Source organism: Moorena sp. SIO3A2 (assembly GCF_010672265.1).
Classification (GTDB): domain Bacteria; phylum Cyanobacteriota; class Cyanobacteriia; order Cyanobacteriales; family Coleofasciculaceae; genus Moorena; species Moorena producens.
This window is the reverse complement of record NZ_JAAHHC010000024.1, coordinates 1-19892: the sequence shown is the minus strand read 5'-3', so window position 1 is coordinate 19892 and position 19892 is coordinate 1. Positions and strand designations below refer to the sequence as shown.

Annotated in this window: 8 protein-coding genes and 3 pseudogenes; 2 read left to right on the top strand and 9 right to left on the bottom strand. The window is 42.6% G+C overall.

All coding sequences use genetic code 11. From position 1 onward, the window contains the following. Positions 1-48: 48 nt before the first annotated feature. The 8 genes and pseudogenes from F6K64_RS23585 to nadA form a co-directional block, all read right to left on the bottom strand. The gene (locus F6K64_RS23585; RefSeq protein ID WP_287266415.1) at positions 49-7710 is read right to left on the bottom strand and encodes a type I polyketide synthase; all 7662 of its coding nucleotides are present in this window, start codon (positions 7708-7710) and stop codon (positions 49-51) included. Between the two features lie 384 nt (positions 7711-8094). Further along, positions 8095-9786, bottom strand: a pseudogene (locus F6K64_RS23580) (vitamin B12 dependent-methionine synthase activation domain-containing protein); the annotation flags it as partial. 231 nt (positions 9787-10017) lie between these two features. Next, the gene (locus F6K64_RS23575) at positions 10018-11412 is read right to left on the bottom strand and encodes a flavocytochrome c (RefSeq protein WP_287266413.1); all 1395 of its coding nucleotides are present in this window, start codon (positions 11410-11412) and stop codon (positions 10018-10020) included. 360 nt (positions 11413-11772) lie between these two features. Next, a complete protein-coding gene (locus F6K64_RS23570) occupies positions 11773-13437 on the bottom strand; it encodes a methyltransferase domain-containing protein (protein WP_287266411.1) in 1665 nt (554 codons plus the stop codon). A 591-nt stretch (positions 13438-14028) separates the two neighbouring features. Then, positions 14029-14469 carry a riboflavin biosynthesis intermediates N-glycosidase gene (gene ybiA, locus F6K64_RS23565; RefSeq protein WP_008190762.1) on the bottom strand — a complete coding sequence of 147 codons (441 nt, stop codon included), beginning with the start codon at positions 14467-14469 and terminating at the stop codon, positions 14029-14031. 18 nt (positions 14470-14487) lie between these two features. After that, positions 14488-15324, bottom strand: coding sequence for an SAM-dependent methyltransferase (locus F6K64_RS23560; RefSeq protein WP_008190760.1), 837 nt, complete (start codon positions 15322-15324; stop codon positions 14488-14490). Continuing rightward, entirely contained in the window at positions 15321-17045 is a 1725-nt protein-coding gene (gene nadB, locus F6K64_RS23555; RefSeq protein WP_008190757.1) for an L-aspartate oxidase, read from the bottom strand. The genes F6K64_RS23560 and nadB overlap by 4 nt, the downstream gene beginning before the upstream one ends. Positions 17046-17192: 147 nt before the next feature. Continuing rightward, positions 17193-18167 carry a quinolinate synthase NadA gene (gene nadA / locus F6K64_RS23550; protein WP_008190756.1) on the bottom strand — a complete coding sequence of 325 codons (975 nt, stop codon included), beginning with the start codon at positions 18165-18167 and terminating at the stop codon, positions 17193-17195. Between the two features lie 116 nt (positions 18168-18283). On the opposite strand from nadA, the gene F6K64_RS38375 reads away from it, so the two are divergent. Next, on the top strand, positions 18284-18448 hold the full coding sequence (locus F6K64_RS38375) for a carbohydrate porin (RefSeq protein ID WP_131827430.1): 165 nt from the start codon (positions 18284-18286) through the stop codon (positions 18446-18448). A gap of 419 nt (positions 18449-18867) precedes the next feature. Continuing rightward, positions 18868-19473 (top strand): annotated as a pseudogene (locus F6K64_RS23545) (iron-containing alcohol dehydrogenase); the annotation flags it as partial. A gap of 3 nt (positions 19474-19476) precedes the next feature. On the opposite strand, the pseudogene F6K64_RS23540 reads toward F6K64_RS23545, so the two are convergent. After that, positions 19477-19767, bottom strand: a pseudogene (locus tag F6K64_RS23540) (RRXRR domain-containing protein); the annotation flags it as partial. Between the last annotated feature and the right edge of the window lie 125 nt (positions 19768-19892).

Sequence of the window (19892 nt, the reverse complement as noted above, 5' to 3'; positions counted from 1 at the left end):
TAGGGAGCAGGGAGCTTCGGAAAAGGAAAAGAAATTGGGCTCTTCCATTCATAGGGGGTGATGCACCGCCCGTGGGTAGCTTTCCAGACAAGTCCTAAGGGTTTGAGCTAGAACTCCAACATTGGGTTCTCGCATCATCGTGAAATGGTTGCCTGGAATCTTGTGAATTGTCACAGGTTGAGCAGAAATCTCTCCCCAGCCCCAAGTTGGGTCTTCCAGTATTGTTGTTTCACCGAGGGTAGCCTCAAAGACTTCTGTTTCCATAGCTCGGAAGAAAGTAATTGCAGTTGGGTAACTCTCCTGTGGAATATAGTCAACATCAGCTTGAACGTTAGCTTTGTAAATTTGAAAAATGCGTTTTAGTTCACCTTGGCTTAAATTCAAACCACCTATGGTCAATCTTTCCAGAAGGTAATCTAACTTGCGGTCTTCTCCAATAGATTGAAGTGTTTCAGGATCAACTTTGACCGCTTCTCCCAAAGAACCTTGATAGAAACTGCTTAGATCGTCGATCAGTTTGCTATTGTCCCACTCAGCAAAATCTTGATATTTTTGCAGATTTGTCCCTAAACCATCCATAATGGCAAGTAAAGCCACCTCCTGTCCCTGATTTTTTAACTGTTGAGCCATCTCAAAAACCACCTTTCCTCCTGCTGAATGACCGCCCAGAAAGTATGGCCCTTCAGGCTGAACGGCTTGTAAGGCTTGGATGTGGTGGGCTGCTATGTCTTCCATCCGGGTTAATGGCTTTTCCCCCTCATCTAAACCAAGCGATCGCAAGCCGTATAAAGGTTGCTCTGAATCTAGGTGTTGTGCCAAGGGATAGATATCGAAAACATTTCCCAAGACTCCGGGGACAAAGAACAGAGGAGGTTTTGAACCATTTGGCTGAATCGATACTAAGGTAGAGTGGTAAGAGTCATCCTCAACTATACCTTGTTTGATGGAGCCATTGCTTAAACTTTTTGAGTCCTCCAAGTGAGCAACTTCTCTCACCAAATAACTAGTCAACGCTTCTGGTGTGGGATAGTCAAAGAGTAAAGTAGAAGGCACAGACAAACCCAGACTCAATTGAAGAGCATTTCTCAACTCAATAGACATCAAAGAATCTAATCCTAAGTCTATGAGTTTTTGCTCTAATGTTATTCGCTCAGGAGAAATTCCCAGTACCCTAGCTACCTGCGCCCGGACGTGAGTAACCAATAATCCCTGACGCTCTCCCACAGGAGCTGTCTCCAATTGCTTGCGGAAGGTAACTGGTGTAGATGATACTTGATTTTGGGAATTATTTTGTTGTTTTACAGATTTAAGCTTGACCCATCGATCGATACGAGTTTGTAAATCTCCACTGGAAACAAGAATTTGATTGAGTTCTTGAGTGGATAAAACCCTTTCAAAGGCTTGGATACCCTCTTCTGGAGTTATGGCAAATTCAGCCAGCCCTGCTGCAATCTCATAATTTTGATCTTGTTTCTCGAATTCCCAAGTCTCCCAGTTCACACTCAGCCAAGGAACGGAATTACTTCGGTTCTGCTGGTGAACGAAAACATCCATAAACAGATTGGCTGCCGAGTAAGCAACGTCCCCCAAACCTCCCAGTACTGATGCTATGGAGGACATTAAGATGCAAAAGTCAAGGTTTTTGTTGTGCAAAACCTTTGATAAAACTATGGTTCCCTGTACTTTTCCTTGAAAGTGCTGCCAAATATCAGTTTTAGTTATCTCCTTGATGGAACACAATGCCTTGTCTCCAGTAAACATAACACTGTGGATGACTCCATTGATGTTACCAAACCGAGCCTCTGCTTGTGCGATCGCTTCTTCCATTTGTTGTCCATCGGCTACATCAGCACTGAGTACCATCACCTCCGCTCCCATAGCCTCCATAGCCTGCAATTTCTGAATTTTGCGACTAATCCGATCCTCTGCATTGTGAGTAGCTAGCCATTGAGACCAATCATCCCTGGCAGGAAACTGCGAACGCCCTATTAGGATTAGTTTGGCCCGTACAGTTTTTGCCAAGTGTAACCCTAGGGACATACCAATCGCCCCTAGTCCACCGATAATCAGATAAACCCCTTCTTCTGTCAGAGGTAATGTCCCTGCTTCCGGTTTTTCTAATCCCATGGGTTCAAACTTTTGCACCCAGCGATGTTTACCCCGGTAAGCGATGGTTAAATCTTCCGACTGTGCTTTAATTTCCCCCAGTAGTTGGGTAACAAGTTTTTCCTGGTTTTGCTTTTGGGATGGCGGAAGAACAAGATCGATACTGCGACAGTTTATATTTGGATATTCTTGTCCAATAACTTTACAGGCTGCCAGCAATGTTGCTTTCTCTGGAGATAATACTTCCTCTCCGCTCACTTCCTGCAGGTTGTTTGATACAATTGTAAGTTGGAGTGGATCAATAAAATTCAGTTTTTCAAGGGCTTGGACAAGAAATATCAGGCTGTATAAACCCAAATCCTGAGATGCTTCAAAAGATTCTATTCCTAATTCTGTGTGGTTATTTGGGGTGACACTCCACAGATGAATAATGCTACTGGGGTTTTTATTCAGTTGTTTCAGTTCTTGGAGTAGGGTATGGTAGTCATCAGCTTGGGTCGGATTAATGGTGTAGACGCGATCGCTTTGCTTAGCAAACTCCGAACCGTGACTCACCCTTACAACGTCACTCCCCTGTATTGCCAGTTTTTCTGCGAGTTTTTCTCCGAGTCCGCACTCATCGATAAATACTAGAGTGTCAGACTCAAGCAGCTTTTCACCTGGTTGATAAGCGGGGGTAATAGACCGTTTCCAAGATGGAATATAAAACCAGTCAGCAATATCCGGCTTTTTACCTATATCTTTTGGTGCGATCGCTTTTAGCCCTGGCGCTACCGCGCCAATCGCTCCTGGGGATGTTGAAGGGGCAGTTATTCCCATTAAACTATCCTCTGGACTCACCCAATAACGTTGCCTTTGAAAAGGATAAGTCGGTAAGGGAATGCGGTGACGAGCAAAGTCTTGGTCAAAACCGAGCCAATTGACTGGCACACCATGCAAATATAGTTCTGCCAAACTGGTTAATATTTGTTGCCAATCTTCTTGTCCAGGACGCAGACTAGGTAACCATAACCCTTGATGTTCTGGGAGACACTGACGACCCATTCCTAATAAAATTGGTTTGGCTCCAATCTCTACCAATACATCTATCCCTTGCTGTGCAATGGTTGACATACTAGCCATAAATTGCACAGGCTGCCGGAGATGATCGCACCAATATTTGCTAGTGGTTATTTCTTCTGTGGCTAGTTCTCCGGTAACATTACTGATTAGTTTTAACTGTGGTAGATTAAACCGCACCTGTGCCACCACCTGCTCAAATTCTCCCAATATCGGTTCCATCAAAGGAGAGTGGAAAGCATGGGAAACAGTTAATTTCTTGGTTTTGACTCCCTTTGCGGCAAGATTGCGCTCAATGGTGTTAATCGCGGCTCTTTCTCCCGAAATTACCACACTCTGGGGTCCATTAATCGCAGCAACAGACACATCCCGGCCATAGGGTTTAATTGCTTCTGCTGCTTCTGCAACTGAAGCTAACAACGCTAGCATTTCTCCGTCTTGGGGTAAGGATTGCATCAACCTACCCCGTTGGGCAATTAGTTTCAGTCCGTCTTCTAGGCTAAAAACCCCAGCAACACAAGCCGCCACATACTCCCCAATGCTATGACCCATTACTACATCCGGTTCGATACCCCAGGATTTCCACAACCCGGCCAGGGCATATTCAATGGCAAAGATGGCAGGTTGGGTATAGCTTGTTTGGTGAATGGGTGAGTCAGGTTCTGTTCCCTGTTCCCTGTTATCTAAATCCGGGTAGAGAACTTCTAACAAGGGAATATCTAAGTAGGAACGGAGGATGCGATCGCATTCGTCTAAAGTTTTGCGGAAAGTGGGCTGAGTTTCGTAGAGTTGACGACCCATACCAATATACTGAGAACCTTGTCCGGTAAACACAAAGGCAATCTGCTTGGTAGAGTCTGCTTTGAGGGAGTGAATTGTTGGGGGTTCGGAACTATCGTTGATATCAACAGGCTTTCCAAACCTTTGCAACTGCTCGAGAAGGTCTTGAGTGGAGCCAGCAATAACAGCCAAACGATGGTTAAAATGCTGACGTCCACCATTGGCAGTAAAACAGATATCACCAATCTCTGCCTTTGGATCGGACTCCAGATAAGTTATATAATTCTGTACCGACTCTGCCACAGCCTGCTCTGTTTGCCCTGATAGAGTCAAAATATGCAGAGAACGTTCACTTTTGACTTTTGCATCACCCCCGTCGATCCCCCTCCCGTCCCCCTTAGCAAGGGGGACGCCATGGGATGCTTCGCTTATGCCCCCCTTATTAAGGCCATGGGATGCTTCGTTTATGTCCCCCTTATTAAGGGGGAAGCCATGGGATGCTTCGCTTATGCCCCCCTTATTAAGGGGGGTTAGGGGGGATCCACTTTCAACTTGTTTCGGGGCTTCCTCTAGAACAACATGGACATTGGTTCCGCCCATACCGAAAGAACTGACTCCAGCACGAAGAGGCGTGACCTTTGGTTCCCATGGGGTGAGGGCTGTATTAACGTAAAAGGGACTATTGGGGAAATCTATGTTGGGATTGGGTTCTTTAAAGTGCAAGCTTGGCGGGATGGCTTTATTGTGGAGTGCCAGCACTGTTTTAATTAGACCTGCTATCCCTGCTGTGACATCGAGATGCCCGATATTAGTTTTAACCGATCCAATCGCGCAAAAATTATTGTCTTGGCTGTTCGTACTTTGTCGAAACGCTTTTGTCAGTGCTGCAATCTCAATTGGATCTCCCAGGGGTGTCCCAGTTCCATGGGTTTCCACATAACTCACCGTCCTAGGATCTATGTTAGCCATAGCCAGTGCTTCGGAAATGGCTGCTATCTGTCCTTCTATACTAGGAGCTGTGTAGCTAACTTTAACCGCCCCATCATTATTAATTGCTGACCCTTTGATGGTGGCATATACATGGTCTCCATCAGCGATCGCTTCCTCTAATCGCTTCAATACAACTATGCCAACTCCACTACCAAATAAAGTTCCTTGACCTTCAGCATCAAAAGCACGACAGTGACCATCGGGAGACAACATCATGCCTTCTTGGTATAAATAACCAGTCTTTTGAGGAACGAAGATCGAAACCCCCCCAGCTAGTGCTAAGTCAGATTCACCACTGCGTAAACTCTGACAAGCTAAGTGAACCGCAACTAGTGAGGTGGAACAGGCAGTTTGAACATTAAGACTAGGCCCTTTTAGGTTCAATTTGTAGGAGACCCGCATGGGTAAGTAATCTCCCCCATTGCCTAGGTCGGTATGGACATCTTTAGTGCCCCTAAATAGACAATGGGTAAGCAAAGGACTTGTCCGAGAAGATCCTAAGCTATGAGATATATTGTTAATTAGATAGGTGCTGGGACTCGAACCCCCATAAACTCCCACCGCACCTGGATAATTTCCAGGATTATAGCCAGCATTTTCCAGTGCTTCCCAAGCACATTCCAGGAAAAGCCGATGTTGGGGGTCCATTAGTTCAGCTTCTTTATCGCTGTAGCCGAAGAACTCAGCATCAAATAGGTCAATATCTGGCAAGATAGGACTGGCTTTAACATAATTGGGGTGTTCGATCCAGTTTGGATCTTCTAGCTCAATTTCGCGATCGCTAAAGAAAGAAATTGATTCTACCCCATCTCGTAAATTGTTCCAGAAAGCATCGGTATTGTTTGCCCCAGGAAACCGACAAGACATACCAACTATGGCGATATCAGACCCATGCCCGATGGATTTCTTTCTTTTATGGTACTGTTTAGCGGCTGTTTTTCCTCCCTTATCTTGCTCCAAGTGTTGAGCTAGAGTAGCGATGGTTGGGTGTTCAAACAGTGTTGTTACAGGTAGATGAATTGCAAAGATTTTGCTCAGGTTTTTGTGAACCCGGATCAGCAGTAAAGAATTACCACCTAAATCAAAGAAATTATCATTAATTCCTACTTCTTCTAACTGAAGTACTTCTTGCCAAATCTGAGCAATACGTTTCTCTGTATCCGATTGGGATTTGACTAAAGGTACTGCTAATTCTGGGCGAGAATGGTCTAGACTTGGTAGTTGGCGACGATCCAACTTACCCATCGGTGTCATGGGAATTTTATCAATTACCACAAACACCGATGGAATCATATGAGGAGGTAAATGGTCTTGTAAATGATGACGTAACCTTAATTTTATCTGCCTAATCTCCTGGGCTTCAGTGCTTTGTTTCTGAGGTACGAAATAGGCGATCAGTTTCTTTTCTGCTTCTTCTTTGCCTTGAATAATAACTACACAGCTTTTTATTTCAGGATGTTCTAATAAGGTGTTTTCAATCCCAGCTAAAGATACATTATATCCCCGCAGATTGACCATATAATTACAACGACCCCTAATTTCTAGTTTGCCGTTGGGTAAAATAGCTGCTAAATCTCCTGTTCTAAAAAAGCGATTGCCGTTAATGTCAACAAAACTGTCAGCAGTCAGCTTGGGTTTATTCAAATATTCTCGAAACATACAGGGACTACGGATATACATCTCCCCTTCATTTCCTGGAGTAACTTGCTGCCCATTCTCATCCAATAAAATAATTTCATCGTCCTCAAAAGGAATCCCAACAGCACAGAATCCTGATGGTAAATCTTCGCTTTCTCGCAGGTTATCAATAGCAACGGTAAAACATTCATTTATCCCATAATAATTGAATAAGCGAGCAGATGGGAGTCTATCTATCAATTGATATTTTAGTTGTTGTGTTAGTGCTTCTCCGGTTACCCAAGCAACTTCCAACCCTGATAATTGTGCAGTAATAGTTTCGATTTCAACTGTATTCAAAATACTTTGTATTAAGGAAGGAGATATGGTGATTTCCTTGATTTTATTTTGAGATATGAAGTCTAAAAATAGCTGATGATCGTAAATTATTTCATCAGGAACAATATATATAGTTGCACCTTTAATCCAAGGTCTATATATTTCCCATTGAAATAATACATATGCTATAGGATATCCTGATTTACTGAGACTTACTTGCTCTCGCCTCAATTCCCCAGTAACAATTGCCTGATGGGTTAATATTACGCCTTTTGGTTCTCCTGTACTTCCCGATGTGTAGATAATATTGGCTATATTTTTAGGGTCTATGGATGGTAATTTTTGTTCTGGGTTTAGGGGAAAGTTCCAGTTATCTTCTCTATCTATAGGTAAAATTTGTAGAGGGTTTTTACTACTTAATCTTTGGTAATATTGGCTCTTGCTAATAATTAAACTAGGTTTAGCATCTGCCACTATTTTGGCAAGCAAAGCATCAGGATATTTTAATTCTAGGGGCATAAAAGCCCCACCAGCTTTTAGGATAGCGATACAAGCAATAATATAGTCTTGAGATTTTTCCAGTAAAACTCCAACAGGTTGATTTGAAGTGACTCCTTGTTTTTGAAGGTAACCCGCTAAGTTATCTGTCAACTGGTCTAGTTTTTGATAGGTAATTGAATTTGTACGATCTACGATTGCAATTTCCTCTGGCGTTTTTTGTGCTTGTAATTTAAATAAATTAGGTAAGCTGATAAAATTTTGTTTTGCATAAATTAAGTCTTTGTCAATTATCATTTCTGATGTTATAGCGGTTTTCACTTTAATTCAATCCAATATGAGTGGGATGGGCATCCCTGCCCGTCAGAATTTTATCACATGAAATTACATGATTTTGTATTCCATTCAACTTAAAAGCGCTATATATTATTGTCGAAAATTTATATACAAACTTTCTGTCTCTACGCGAGACCAAAAAAGGTTGTAATTAACCCACCATTATAGGCTTATTTATAGCAATTCTACGACTTGTGAGGTACAAATATCTGAGGTGCGACCCGTGGCGAATTTAATTCTTAATGGGTCAAGCGCACCTAAGGTTTTAGGGAGCAGGGAGCAGGGAGCAGGTAAGAGAGAAGAGGCAAGAGCCAATAGTCAAACAATTCTGTGTACCTCATGAGTCCTAGAAACGCTATATCTAATTAACTAAGTATTAAAGTATTTTGCTACAGGATGATGAGCAACAAACGCCGTGGTAGACTGTTCCGGTAGTAGATGCTCGCTTTCATTCATATACACATCGATGCGAGAGGTATCGAGTAAATCCATTTGTTTGAATTGATCTGCCATATTAGGACAAGCAGGATAACCGAAACTATAACGAGATCCTCGATAACGTTGGCGCATTATATCGGTTATATTATCGGGTTCTTCCGCCCCAAATCCTAACTCCTTACGGATTCTAGCGTGCAGCCAGTCCGCTATAGCGTCTGCCATCTGCATCGCCACACCATGATAATAGTGGTAGTCAAGATAACTATCCGCTTCAAATAGCTTCTGTGCATGTGTGGTTCCTATTTCACCTGCTGTTACAATTTGCATGGGGAAGACATCAATTTGACCTGATTCTTTAGTGGCATAGAAATCCGCAATACAAAGACGTTTTCCGACCCGTTGACGGGGGAATTCAAAGCTTGTTAGTAGTTTATTGTGATCTTGTGGATCGTAGACATACACTGTATTCCCTTCCGCGTTACAAGGGAAATAGCCATAAATTGCTGCCGGATGTATTAGGTCATCGGCAATAACTTTCTCTTTCCATTCTTCTAAAATTCCATAAGCTTTTGTGGATAAAAACTCATTATAATCTTGTTGTGATTGATCTTTTAGCTTACGGAATCGCCACCGTCCGACGTATAAAAGCTGTACATCTACATAAGGGTAAATGTCTTCAATTGATATGTCTCCATCTTTTAATACTTGAGTTCCCCAAAAAGGAGGAGTAGGGCGTTCTACATCTAAAGTTACTACATGGGAACGCTTAGTATCAATGACCACAGATTTTTTTGCCGATGATTCTTTTGCCAAAGATTCTTCAGTATAAACAAATGAGTCATTCATATAAAGTTTATATTGATTGGCTTCTGCAAATGGCATTTGCCCCATCTCTTCTAAGGTTAGTGGGGGGGGAGGTGAAGTTTCTTCATCTAAAAATCCTTTCAGGTCGTCCCAATTATCTTCAGCTTTTGCTGCCATTAGTTTATCCATAAAATGCCAATCAACAAAAGCATTTTTACCATATACAACTTGACCTTTATAGGTAGTTTTGCAATCCTTTTCCACAAATTTAGGAGTTAATGCAGCGCCACCTAAGATAACAGGAACGGTAATGCCTTTTTGATTAAAAATTTCCAAATTATCTTTCATAACTGCCATAGTCTTGATCAACAAGCCACTCATGGCAATGCAGTCTGGTTGATGTTCTTCGTAGGCTTTGAGAATGTTGTCAACTGGTTGGTTAATGCCTAAATTAATTACCTTGTAACCATTGCTAGAAAGGATAATATCAACTAGATTTTTACCAAGATCGTGAAGGTCACCTTCTACCGTCGCAATCAGACATTTACCCTGAGTAATATCGTCAGCTTCTTCCTTATCCATATGGGTTTCTAAATACGCTACCGCCGTTTTTTTAGTCTCCGCCGATTTTATAACGGACGGTAACGGAATTTCTCTTGAACCATATAATTCGCCGACAGTCCTCATAGCCTGTAAGAGGCAAGTGTTAATAATCTGTCGGGGTGAATAGTCTTTTAAAGCTTCCTCTAAAGCTTCCTCTAAACCAATCGATTCGCTATCAATAATATGTTGTTTGAGACGTTCTAAAACGATTTTGTTCATTGTTAGTTGTGGGAGATCGACACCCATTGATAAAATAGCTAAAGTTTTTATGGCTAAATCAATAGTGATTTGGTTGATACCCTTCAGTATACAAAGCTAGCCATGTTGCAATTTGCCTATTGTATGTACATCGGTATATTCCAGCATGTCAGTCAACAACACAAATTACAAATTATTATTTAGCAAACAGAATATATATAAAGTTTTCCATAACTTACTAGAATAAGTCTAGGAGATTGATGTAAATTTTTGTAAAGCAGCATTTCTACCGGCGATTCTACCAAACACCAGGCATTCAGTTAAAGAAGAACCCCCTAGGCGAGAGGCACCATGAATACCTCCTGTCACTTCTCCTGCAGCATACAAGCCTTTTATGGGCTGGCCATTATTATCAATAACTTGAGCTTTAGCGTTGATGGTAACGCCTCCCATAGTGTAATGTACCTTAGGCCACAATCGCATAGCATAATATGGAGCATGGAGAGGTTTTGCCTCTAATGGAATAGGCTTTTGCCAACTCTCATCTTTCTTATTCTCGACATACTTGTTGTAGCGATCGAGAGTTTCTTTTAAAGCGTGATAAGGCAGAGAATATGCTGCAGCAAGTTCCTCCAAGTATTCAAACTTTTTCACAATATTCCTGCTTAAGTACCGATCCATACTGTGACCAGAAATGTTCATGCCTTCCAAATCAGCAATACCAATGCTGGGTTGACCAATGTCTAAAATTGAATCTGCTCTAATTTTTCTGTCCGCTAATTCATTAAAAAATCGCTTTCCTGTTAAGGGATGAACCACTATCCCATAGGGAAAAACTGTATAAAAAAATTCGGTAGCAATTTTATCACGTTTCTCGTCAGGAGAACTCCAAGGTGATAACTGAATATATTCTAAATGCACAGAACTAGCACCAATCTTGATCGCCTCTAGCATTCCTTCTGCTGTAGTATCCAAACGATTAGTATTACCTACGGTGCTGGTTAGACGAGCATCATGAAGGATTCGGAAAGCAACATCTCCGCCAAAACCACCAGTAGCTAAAACGACACCGGTATTTGCATAGACTGCTCTGGCTTGGTTTTCCTTTTTGTCATAAACTTCAATCTCTCGAACATCCTTTCCGAACTTTGTGAGGCAAATATTGGTTTTGATATCAATGCCCAACTCCTTTACCTTTGAAAGAAGAGGTTTCACAATTGCTGTTCCAGAAAAATTGTGTAGCAGATGGATACGAGGAACAGAATGGCCGCCAAAGATTATGGGCTTATCTCTAAATTTGACAGCTAAATATTCAGTAAGCCACTCTAGTACAGAATTAGACTGTTGAGCAACTATCTTAGCCAGAGATGCATCATTCATATTCAAGCCAGCTCTCAACATATCCTCATACATGAGTTCCCAAGAATCTAGAATACCGTATTGTTTCTGAAAATCAGTCCCCGCAAGCGCCACCCCTCCATCACTCATGATGGAATTTCCGCCACAGCTGCTGCGTTTTTCCAGAACAACTACCGATGCACCAGCATTTTTGGCTTCAACCGCAGCCGCTAGTCCAGCAACTCCACTACCAACAACTACCACGTCTGCCTCTGTATCCCAATTAGAGAAAGTAGACTTATCCATCACTTCACTGCTATTGTTAATCTGCTGTTATAGCAGTCGCCAGGGCAGTTAGGACATAACAAAAGTCTCAAAGCTAAGTAAGCGCAATAGTTTTACTTCTGACTTCTGACTTCTGACTTCTGACTTCTGACTTCTGCTATAACCTCTCCCTTTAAGAATCATTTTACCATAGGCAGGACAGATAAATATGAAAGCGCCTAAACGGCTCGGTTTAAGTCCCTGCTTAAAATACAGGGGTTTTCACCATCGTTTCTCGGTAATTTTATATGGATTAGCTATTTTTTGAGCAGCTGTTTTTTTTTCGATATGATAGCCTTGAACTAATTTATAATCAATTTATGTAATTGTGCCGAAACAAAATTATTTTAAACAAATTCCTTCGCCAACTTTTTGGTCGTCTATTTCTAGAATAGCGGGTCTGTATTCCAAGCATAGCTTACTTTCCATAGTCGATGGTTGATTTCGCAGGATACTCGACCAATTGGCAAAAGCATTATTGTCGAATTTCAAGTGATATATTTTGTCTTGAATGCGGCCATGGGCACTTGTTTTGCGATGGTAAGAATCTTCTCCGTTTAACAATATTTCTTTTTCTGTTTGGGAGGTGTTGAGGAGCTTGAAATAATTGTATTTTTCTTCGCCAAATGTGGCTTCAGCACTCCAAATGATTCCGTAATCAGGGAAAAAGGCATGAACAAAGTGGTAGCCCCAAAACTTGGGGTAATCTCCATCATAAATTTTGCAATAACCTATAGCTTTTTGAGTGCGATCGCCTGTGTTCACAGTGCACAGGAGTTTTGGTTGGTGAATGACGGCGCGATGATTTTTTTCAGCGGGAACCGCCCAAGTGAATTCGGCGGCAACTTGGAATTGAATTTCTATATTAGCTTCTGGCAAACAAATGGTTCCGGTTCCATCGTTGTTTTTGATAGAGATGTGTTGATCTGAGCGTTGGTGTTCGGAGGTATTGATAAGTTCCAGGGAGTAGCCCTTGGTGTCGCTCCACCAGGCTGAATAATGCTCGATTGTTCCTGTTTTGAAATATCTTAGAGCAAGTAGAGAACCATCTTCGAGAAAGAAATGGTATTGTTCACTATAGACAGAGGTTACAGAGCAGAAATATGTATCAGGTACTTGGTGAATTTTTGGAACACAAGGTTTTTTTGCAAGGATGGAGGAGCCACCAATCTTCCCGCTTTGAAACAAGTCGCTAATGGTTTGATAAAATTGACGACGGTGTTCATAAACGTTTTCACCGAATAGTTTGATTGATTCTTCTTTTGATTGGAGGAATTTTTGATAGCGTTCTTTTACCCAACCTTTCCATCCTGTTGTTAAATCGATGAAACAAATGTCAGCAAATCCTACACGCTCGAGGTGATTGCGGTAGGTTTCGCGGGTTGGTAAATAAGAGGATTGAACTACTTCTTCTAGAGTGGTTTTAACGTCTGGTGTCAGAGGGCCATTAGCCACGTAGTCTTCGATATAGATCAGGCCGTTGTCCTTCAAAGAGCGAAAACAAATTTCCAGTATTTTATCGCGGTTTTCAATGTGTAAAAATGATAAAAAAGAAATGATGCTGTCAAATGAGCTTGGTAACAGGGCGTCAATGACTTGGGGACTTAGAATATTGCCTGTGAGGTATTGGATGCGTTTGTCAAGTCCCACTCGTTGGGTGAGTTCTTGGGCAATTTCGTTAAAATTATTTCTTAATTCCACACATTGGATGTGACATCCCGTTTTATAACTAATGTATCGAGCAGGCCCACCAACACCGCTGCCAATGTCCAAAACTCGCGAGTTGGGGGATAGTGCCAAACGGTTGATAGCGCGATCGCAAGCTTTGGTGCCAAAGTAGTGGTATTGGTCTAGGTGATCCAATTCTAGCAAATCTTCAATTTGCAAAGGACCTGTGGCTTTTCCTTTTTGTTTCAGTGCTTGGCGAATACTATGGATGCGCCAATCGTAAATCAAAGCTTCATCTTTTGAGAGAGGATATTCTTTTTCTGGTTGTGATAGTGTCATGGTTATTCCAAGGTAATTTCGTGTTTAAAAAGTCAACAATCCTGGTTATGTGGGAAGGATTTCGGATCAAGCATTTCGGATGGAGTACAGAAAAATGGCTCTAGGGAACCTAGTATGCAGAAAAACGCGCTTATTGCCCAGTAAGTATGAGCCCACTAAGTATGATTGGGCAGGTTATTTCTGAAAAATCCTTATCTGAACAACTAAAACTCCCGCCCAATCAAGATTAGATTAATTATTTACTGACAGTTTTACATCCCCAATCCGGTAGAGCCAGAAAACCCTTACAAGCTCCAACTTTAATTAACAGTTCTACCTTTTTCCGGACTGGTTTAGGTACTTTGGGTATGTACCAGTTTTTCGGGCTCTTTTTTAGGTGTTACTGAATCTTTGAATGAATAGGAGTAGAGTGGGCATCCTGCCCGCCCGAAAATATATTGAAACTGGATTGAAACTGGCAAGATGCCAGTTCCACCAAGATGCCCATTCTACAAAATGCTTAAAATCATTCCATTATTAAGCAATGCCCCAAATTCAGTAAGAATAACTGCCTTCATTAACTCTGTCATGCTTGTTCGGAATTCCTCCTGCTCAAGATTCCCTTAAGATAGCTCGGATTTCCATTAAAATTTCTCCCAGGCGATTCTTACCGCTCCTATCTTTACCACAACCCCAATAATAATCCTGGGGAGCATCTTCCACAATTAGTTCGTCCCCTGTCCCCAGCAGAATTTCGCGGATATCAGCATGGGTTTGAAACTTACAGAGTAAGCCTCGCCCCATAACATCCTCTTTGATTTCTTCCCAATCCCTGCGCAGAGGACGAGTACGCTCTCGTCCCATGCTCGCAGCTTCTGCGGGAGTCTTGCAAGAGCGAATTTCTTCTACATGGGACGTACCAGCAAATTTCTGGGCTTGGAAATAATGCTCTGAGGTGGGCCACCAGAGTCCGTCCAGTTCAAACCCATGGGGGGAAAAGTTGGAGAAACAACCATAGGGCTTTTCGCTAATGTCGTAAAAGTAAATGGTCACAGCTTGACTCCCAAAATTTTACCCCAGGCGAAAATGCAAAATGCCCCACTGCATGTACCCTTTTTCGTAATACTCGATCCAGGGTTCAATGCTTTTCAAGGTTTTATCGGCAAATTCGGTGGAAGTAATTCTGACTACCTCCTGATAGCGTACGCGCACTTCTTCCCCAAATCGTCGATAATGGGTAGGCACATGTTCAGAAAGGTCAATAAAGTGCAATTCCTCAAAACCCAATTCCTGGGCTGTCTGACTATAAAAGCGATAGGAACCCATATCCTTGATACCCAGACGGTCAAAGGCTGGTTGCAGTAGCCCTGGTGGACAAGTCTCCCTTTGCATGGGGTCAGTAAAAATCAACTCTCCCCCTGGCTGCAAAACCCTCTTAATTTCTTCAAAGACCTGAGTGCGATCGCTACTGTGTAAAATGGCATCCTGGGACCAGACAATATTAAAGGAATTGTCTGGATAGGGAATATCCTCAAAACTCCCCTGAGTTACCTCAACTAAGTGGGCTAAATTCTGCTCTTGGTTCAGTTGGCGGTTGCGTTGATTTTGCCGCTCGCTTAAATTGAGACAGCAGACAGAACAACCGTAGGTTTTGGCCAGATACCGCGCCGCCCCTCCATAACCAGCACCTAGATCGATGACTCGTGAATCGGGAGCTAGATTTTCCAGAGTTTGGGCAATTGTTTCCACCGTGCGCTTGGAGGCATCATGGATCGGTTCATCCGAACTCTTGTATATCCCATAAGTGATATGCTCACCACCCCAGAAAGTAGCATACAATCGGTCTGTTTCTGCACCATCATAATAGGTTTGCGCTGTTTTCACCGCTTCTGAATAAGTGGTATTCATACCGCTATCTCCTTGGGTTCTAACCTTAGAGAAAGTTGTGGAGATTTCCACCAGCGCTCGCCCTGTAATAAGGTGTGAACTTGCCAACTGGGTGAGGTTTGGGGATAATCCCTGCGGTAATGTCCGCCCCGACTTTCTGTGCGCAATGCTGCACTTTTGAGAATTAAATGGGCAATATCCAGGAGATTGAAGGTTTCTGCAGCCGTTCGCAATTGCTGCTCGGCTAATGGTGACTCAAATTTAACTGTTTGGTTGGGCTGTAAATCGAGCAAGTATTGACTCACCTCTAAGCCAGCCAATTCAGAGCGCCAGGAATTAACTTCAGCAAGGGCTGACTCCAAAACTTCCTGGGAGCGACAAATTCCTGCACTTTGCCACATCAGGGAGGGTAAACTTTGCCTTACTGATGCTATCTTCTCGATGTCCCTTGCCCAGTCACCTTTCTCTTTTATAAAGGGTAGGGATTCCTGCAGAACTGGATTAGGAGCTGTTTGAATTTCAGCTAATTGGGCGGCAAAAACCAAACATTCCAATAAGGAATTACTCGCTAAGCGATTGGCACCATGAACCCCCGTACTAGCTGTTTCACCAATGGCATATAGCCCCGGAATCGAGGTGCAACTGCTCAGATCGCAAGCCACTCCTCCCATCCAGTAATGGGCAGCAGGTGCAACGGGAATGGGTTGTTTGAAGATATCAATGCCCCAATGTTGACATACGTTAATAATATTGGGGAAACGATAGCGAATTTGCTCTGGCTCAATGGGTTGCAAGTCTAAATAAACATTCCCGTGGCTAGGATCGGCGGAGGTTTTTTCTAAGTGACTAAAAATTGCCCGACTTACCACATCTCTAGGAGCCAATTCCCCTGAAGGGTGGTAATTAAAAGCAAAGCGATCGCCTTTGTGATCTACTAAATGTGCCCCCTCTCCCCGGACAGCTTCTGTAATCAAAAATCGAGGTGCCCCTGGTTTGGTTAAAGCTGTGGGATGAAATTGGAAAAACTCCAAATCTCTAACAATTGCCCCAGCCCGCCAAGCCAGTGCTACTCCATCTCCTGTACTTACGGCTGGGTTAGTGGTCTGGGCAAACACTTGACCGCCACCACCTGTTGCTAGGATTACCGCAGAGGCTCTTAGCCAAGATATCTGACCTTGATGGAGGAGGCTAATCCCCTGACAATGACCAGTTGCTGGATTGAGCCATAAACTCAAAGCCACTGCGTGAGATAGCACCTGAATATTTGGACGCTCTAAAACTTTACCAGTCAGCGTATCCACAATTGCTCGACCGGTGGTGTCTGCGGAATGGAGGACGCGGGGACGAGAGTGGGCTGCCTCTAGGGTCATGGCTAGCTTTTTGCCTTTGCGGTCAAAGGCTACTCCCATCTTCACTAGAGAGTCAATGGCAGCAGAGGCATTTTCCACCAGATACGTTACCGCCTCGCGATCGCAAAGACCAACACCCGCTCGCTGGGTATCCTCTAGGTGAAGCTCTGGGGAATCAGATGGGTCAATAGCAGCAGCAATTCCTCCCTGAGCCCAGTTGCTAGAGCCTGTTTTCAGGGTGTCTTTGGTAATCAAACCTACCTGCAAATGAGCAGGTAGACAAAGGGCTGCATAAAGCCCAGCTGCACCACTGCCGACCACTATGATGTCAAATTGGGAGGGAGTATTGGCAGATCTGGAAGACTCGTCAGGGGATGATTTAAAATCTTGCACGATAGATCATATGTCACTAATTTTTGATTAATCCCTAAGCAGTTATTCGTTTTCACAAGACAAATTGCTTAATAAGTTATAAGCTCTAACTTATAACTTATACTTTTGTCAAGTAATTGTGTCAACCTGCTCAGGGGCACTACAGCACTACACTGATAACTCCAACATCCGTTGAATTGGTCGCAACGCCGCTACTCGGATATCTTCCGGCATAGTAATTTCTGGTGTTTTCTGCTTCATGGCTAGATACAGCTTCTCCAAAGTATTGAGCCGCATGTGAGGGCATTCGTTACAGGCACAATTGCTATCCATACCTGGAGCAGGTATGAAATTTTTCTGGGGTGCCCTCTTTTGCATTTGGTGAATAATTCCTGGCTCAGTAGCCACGATAAATTTTTCCGTTGAACTTTGCTGGATATACTTTAACAAACCTGTTGTGGAACCAATGTAACTGGCATGACGCAATAGAGGGGGTTCGCATTCTGGATGGGCAATAAACTCCGCTTCAGGATGCTGTATTTTCAGTTCCACGATCTTTTTCTCAGAAAAGGTTTCATGGACAATACAGCTCCCCTCCCACAGGACTAACTCCCGTCCGGTTTGCTCCATGACATAGCGACCTAAGTTCTTATCTGGGGCAAAAATAATCGGCTGGTCTTTCGGAATTTGGTTGACGATTTTAACTGAGTTAGAACTGGTGCAAATGATATCGCTCATCGCTTTAATGGCAGCGGAGCAATTAATGTAAGATACCACCAAATGGTCAGGATGGGCTGCTTTGAATGCCGCAAATTCTTGGGGAGGGCAACTGTCAGCTAGGGAGCAACCTGCGTTTAAATCGGGGAGTAGTACCAATTTATTGGGGTTAAGGATTTTGGCAGTTTCTGCCATAAAGTGAACCCCAGCAAAGACGATAACATCTGCATCTGTAGCCGCCGCTTGTTGAGAAAGACCTAGAGAATCGCCGAGATAGTCAGCAATATCTTGAATATCTGGTTCTTGGTAATAGTGAGCGAGAATAACTGCGTTTAATTCTTGTTTGAGGTCTTCAATCGCTTCAAAAAGGTCTTTGGGCGGATACTCCAACTCTAGGGTTGTTTTTGGGAGGACATTTGTAAACATCGTATTATTTACCTATTTCTGACTAGTTTACTAGTTTTTGAAGCTTTTCTTTCTTTAATAAATATTAAATCTGCGGTAGCCCACTGGGTGGTGTACTAGGAAAATTTCCTTAAGTTCTGCTATCTTTCTGCGGATCTTACCACTTAGAGACCTTTTATCGCTACCCGATTCATCACAAGATCTGCATCACTCCCGGTCTAGTTGTAATTTTGTACCCAGAACACAACAGTAAAAACCCTAGTATCCTAGTGCCAATGATCAAAATCCAATTTGGTTTTTAATTTGTTTGTTGATTTGATTTTGTTGATTTGATGATTATAACTATGAGCCGATTTCGCTCCCCGTGATATCCCCCCACTCTTCGATTCAGTAATTTTGGGGGAGGGTATTGACAAGTGTATAGTTTTACTATTACAACTTTTATGATCGGAAAACTTACTTATGGGCTATGTTAATTTTTATTAAAAAAAACAGCCAAATTAGATTATAAATAAAATTAAAGGGGTAAGATTTTTAATTCAGCCGAATTAGGGAAGGTTAATCAAGTGAATCTCAAACTGAACAACTAACTGGCTTCATGAAAAGACTGAAAATAAAAGACAACCTAGGCTCGGAATATTGATAGTTGATTGCTATGTTTATAGATAGCCTAACCAAAACCAACCAAACGTTTTAGTTTATCACTATCGAAGGTAACCCAATGGATTGCTTCGACTTATACAACCCTGTTAAAGTTCTATTTGGTAAAGGTAAGATTGCAGCTATTGCTAATGAGATTACCACCGATGCCAGAGTTTTAATGACCTACGGTGGCGGCAGCATTAAAAAGAACGGGGTATATGAACAAGTCAAAGCTGCTCTTGCCAAACATACAGTTCTAGAATTCGGTGGTATCACCCCTAACCCTGAGCTGGAAATACTGTTAGATGCTGTCAAGTTTGCTCGCACTGAAGAGATAACTTACCTGTTAGCTGTCGGTGGCGGTTCTGTAATTGATGCTACCAAATTTATCGCAGTGGCGGTTCCGTTTGTTGGGGACTTGTGGGACATCTTAGTTGCCAATGCTCCATTAACAGCAGCACTGCCTTTGGGGACAGTACTAACCTTGCCAGCGACTGGTTCAGAAATGAACTCTTATTTTGTAGTAACTAGACGTTCCAGTCAAGAAAAACTCCAGAGGAGAAGCGAGTTAGTATTTCCCCGCTTTTCCGTACTAGACCCCACAGTAACTTTTTCCCTGCCACGACACCAAATCAGTAACGGGATAGTTGACTCCTTCACTCATACACTGGAACCATACCTCACTTGCTAGGTTACTTACTCGGTCAGAACCGCCCTTTGATTTAGGTTTGATGTGTTCGACCTCTAGTTGAGTATCAGTCACACCACAGTAAGCACATTTACGATTCCATTTGGAAAGTAGATATTCTCTAACTTCATATCCGTAGAGTGTGCCCTGCTGATACTCTGTTCCAGAAATTTCAGGGTTTTCCATCTTCTGAGTATCGAACCTAACTAATTCCTGAGAAATGCCAGTTATCGGACAAAATCGAGTAAGTTTTTTTACCCATGTGAGAATATTATGAACTCTCGACATTAGACCTCTCCAAAAAACAAACTTATGGTAAAATAAGATAAAATTAATCACTTTTATCAACCTCAAAAACCATGAGCTACACTTGGAACTACATCCAAAAAAATCCTAAACAAACAAAAAGATTGCTA

Coding starts and splice junctions, on each gene's coding strand:
- F6K64_RS23575 (WP_287266413.1), bottom strand. CDS start 11,412: ATGGATAAGTCTACTTTCTCTAATTGGGATACAGAGGCAGACGTGGTA.
- F6K64_RS23570 (WP_287266411.1), bottom strand. CDS start 13,437: ATGACACTATCACAACCAGAAAAAGAATATCCTCTCTCAAAAGATGAA.
- F6K64_RS23560 (WP_008190760.1), bottom strand. CDS start 15,324: ATGAATACCACTTATTCAGAAGCGGTGAAAACAGCGCAAACCTATTAT.
- nadA (WP_008190756.1), bottom strand. CDS start 18,167: ATGTTTACAAATGTCCTCCCAAAAACAACCCTAGAGTTGGAGTATCCG.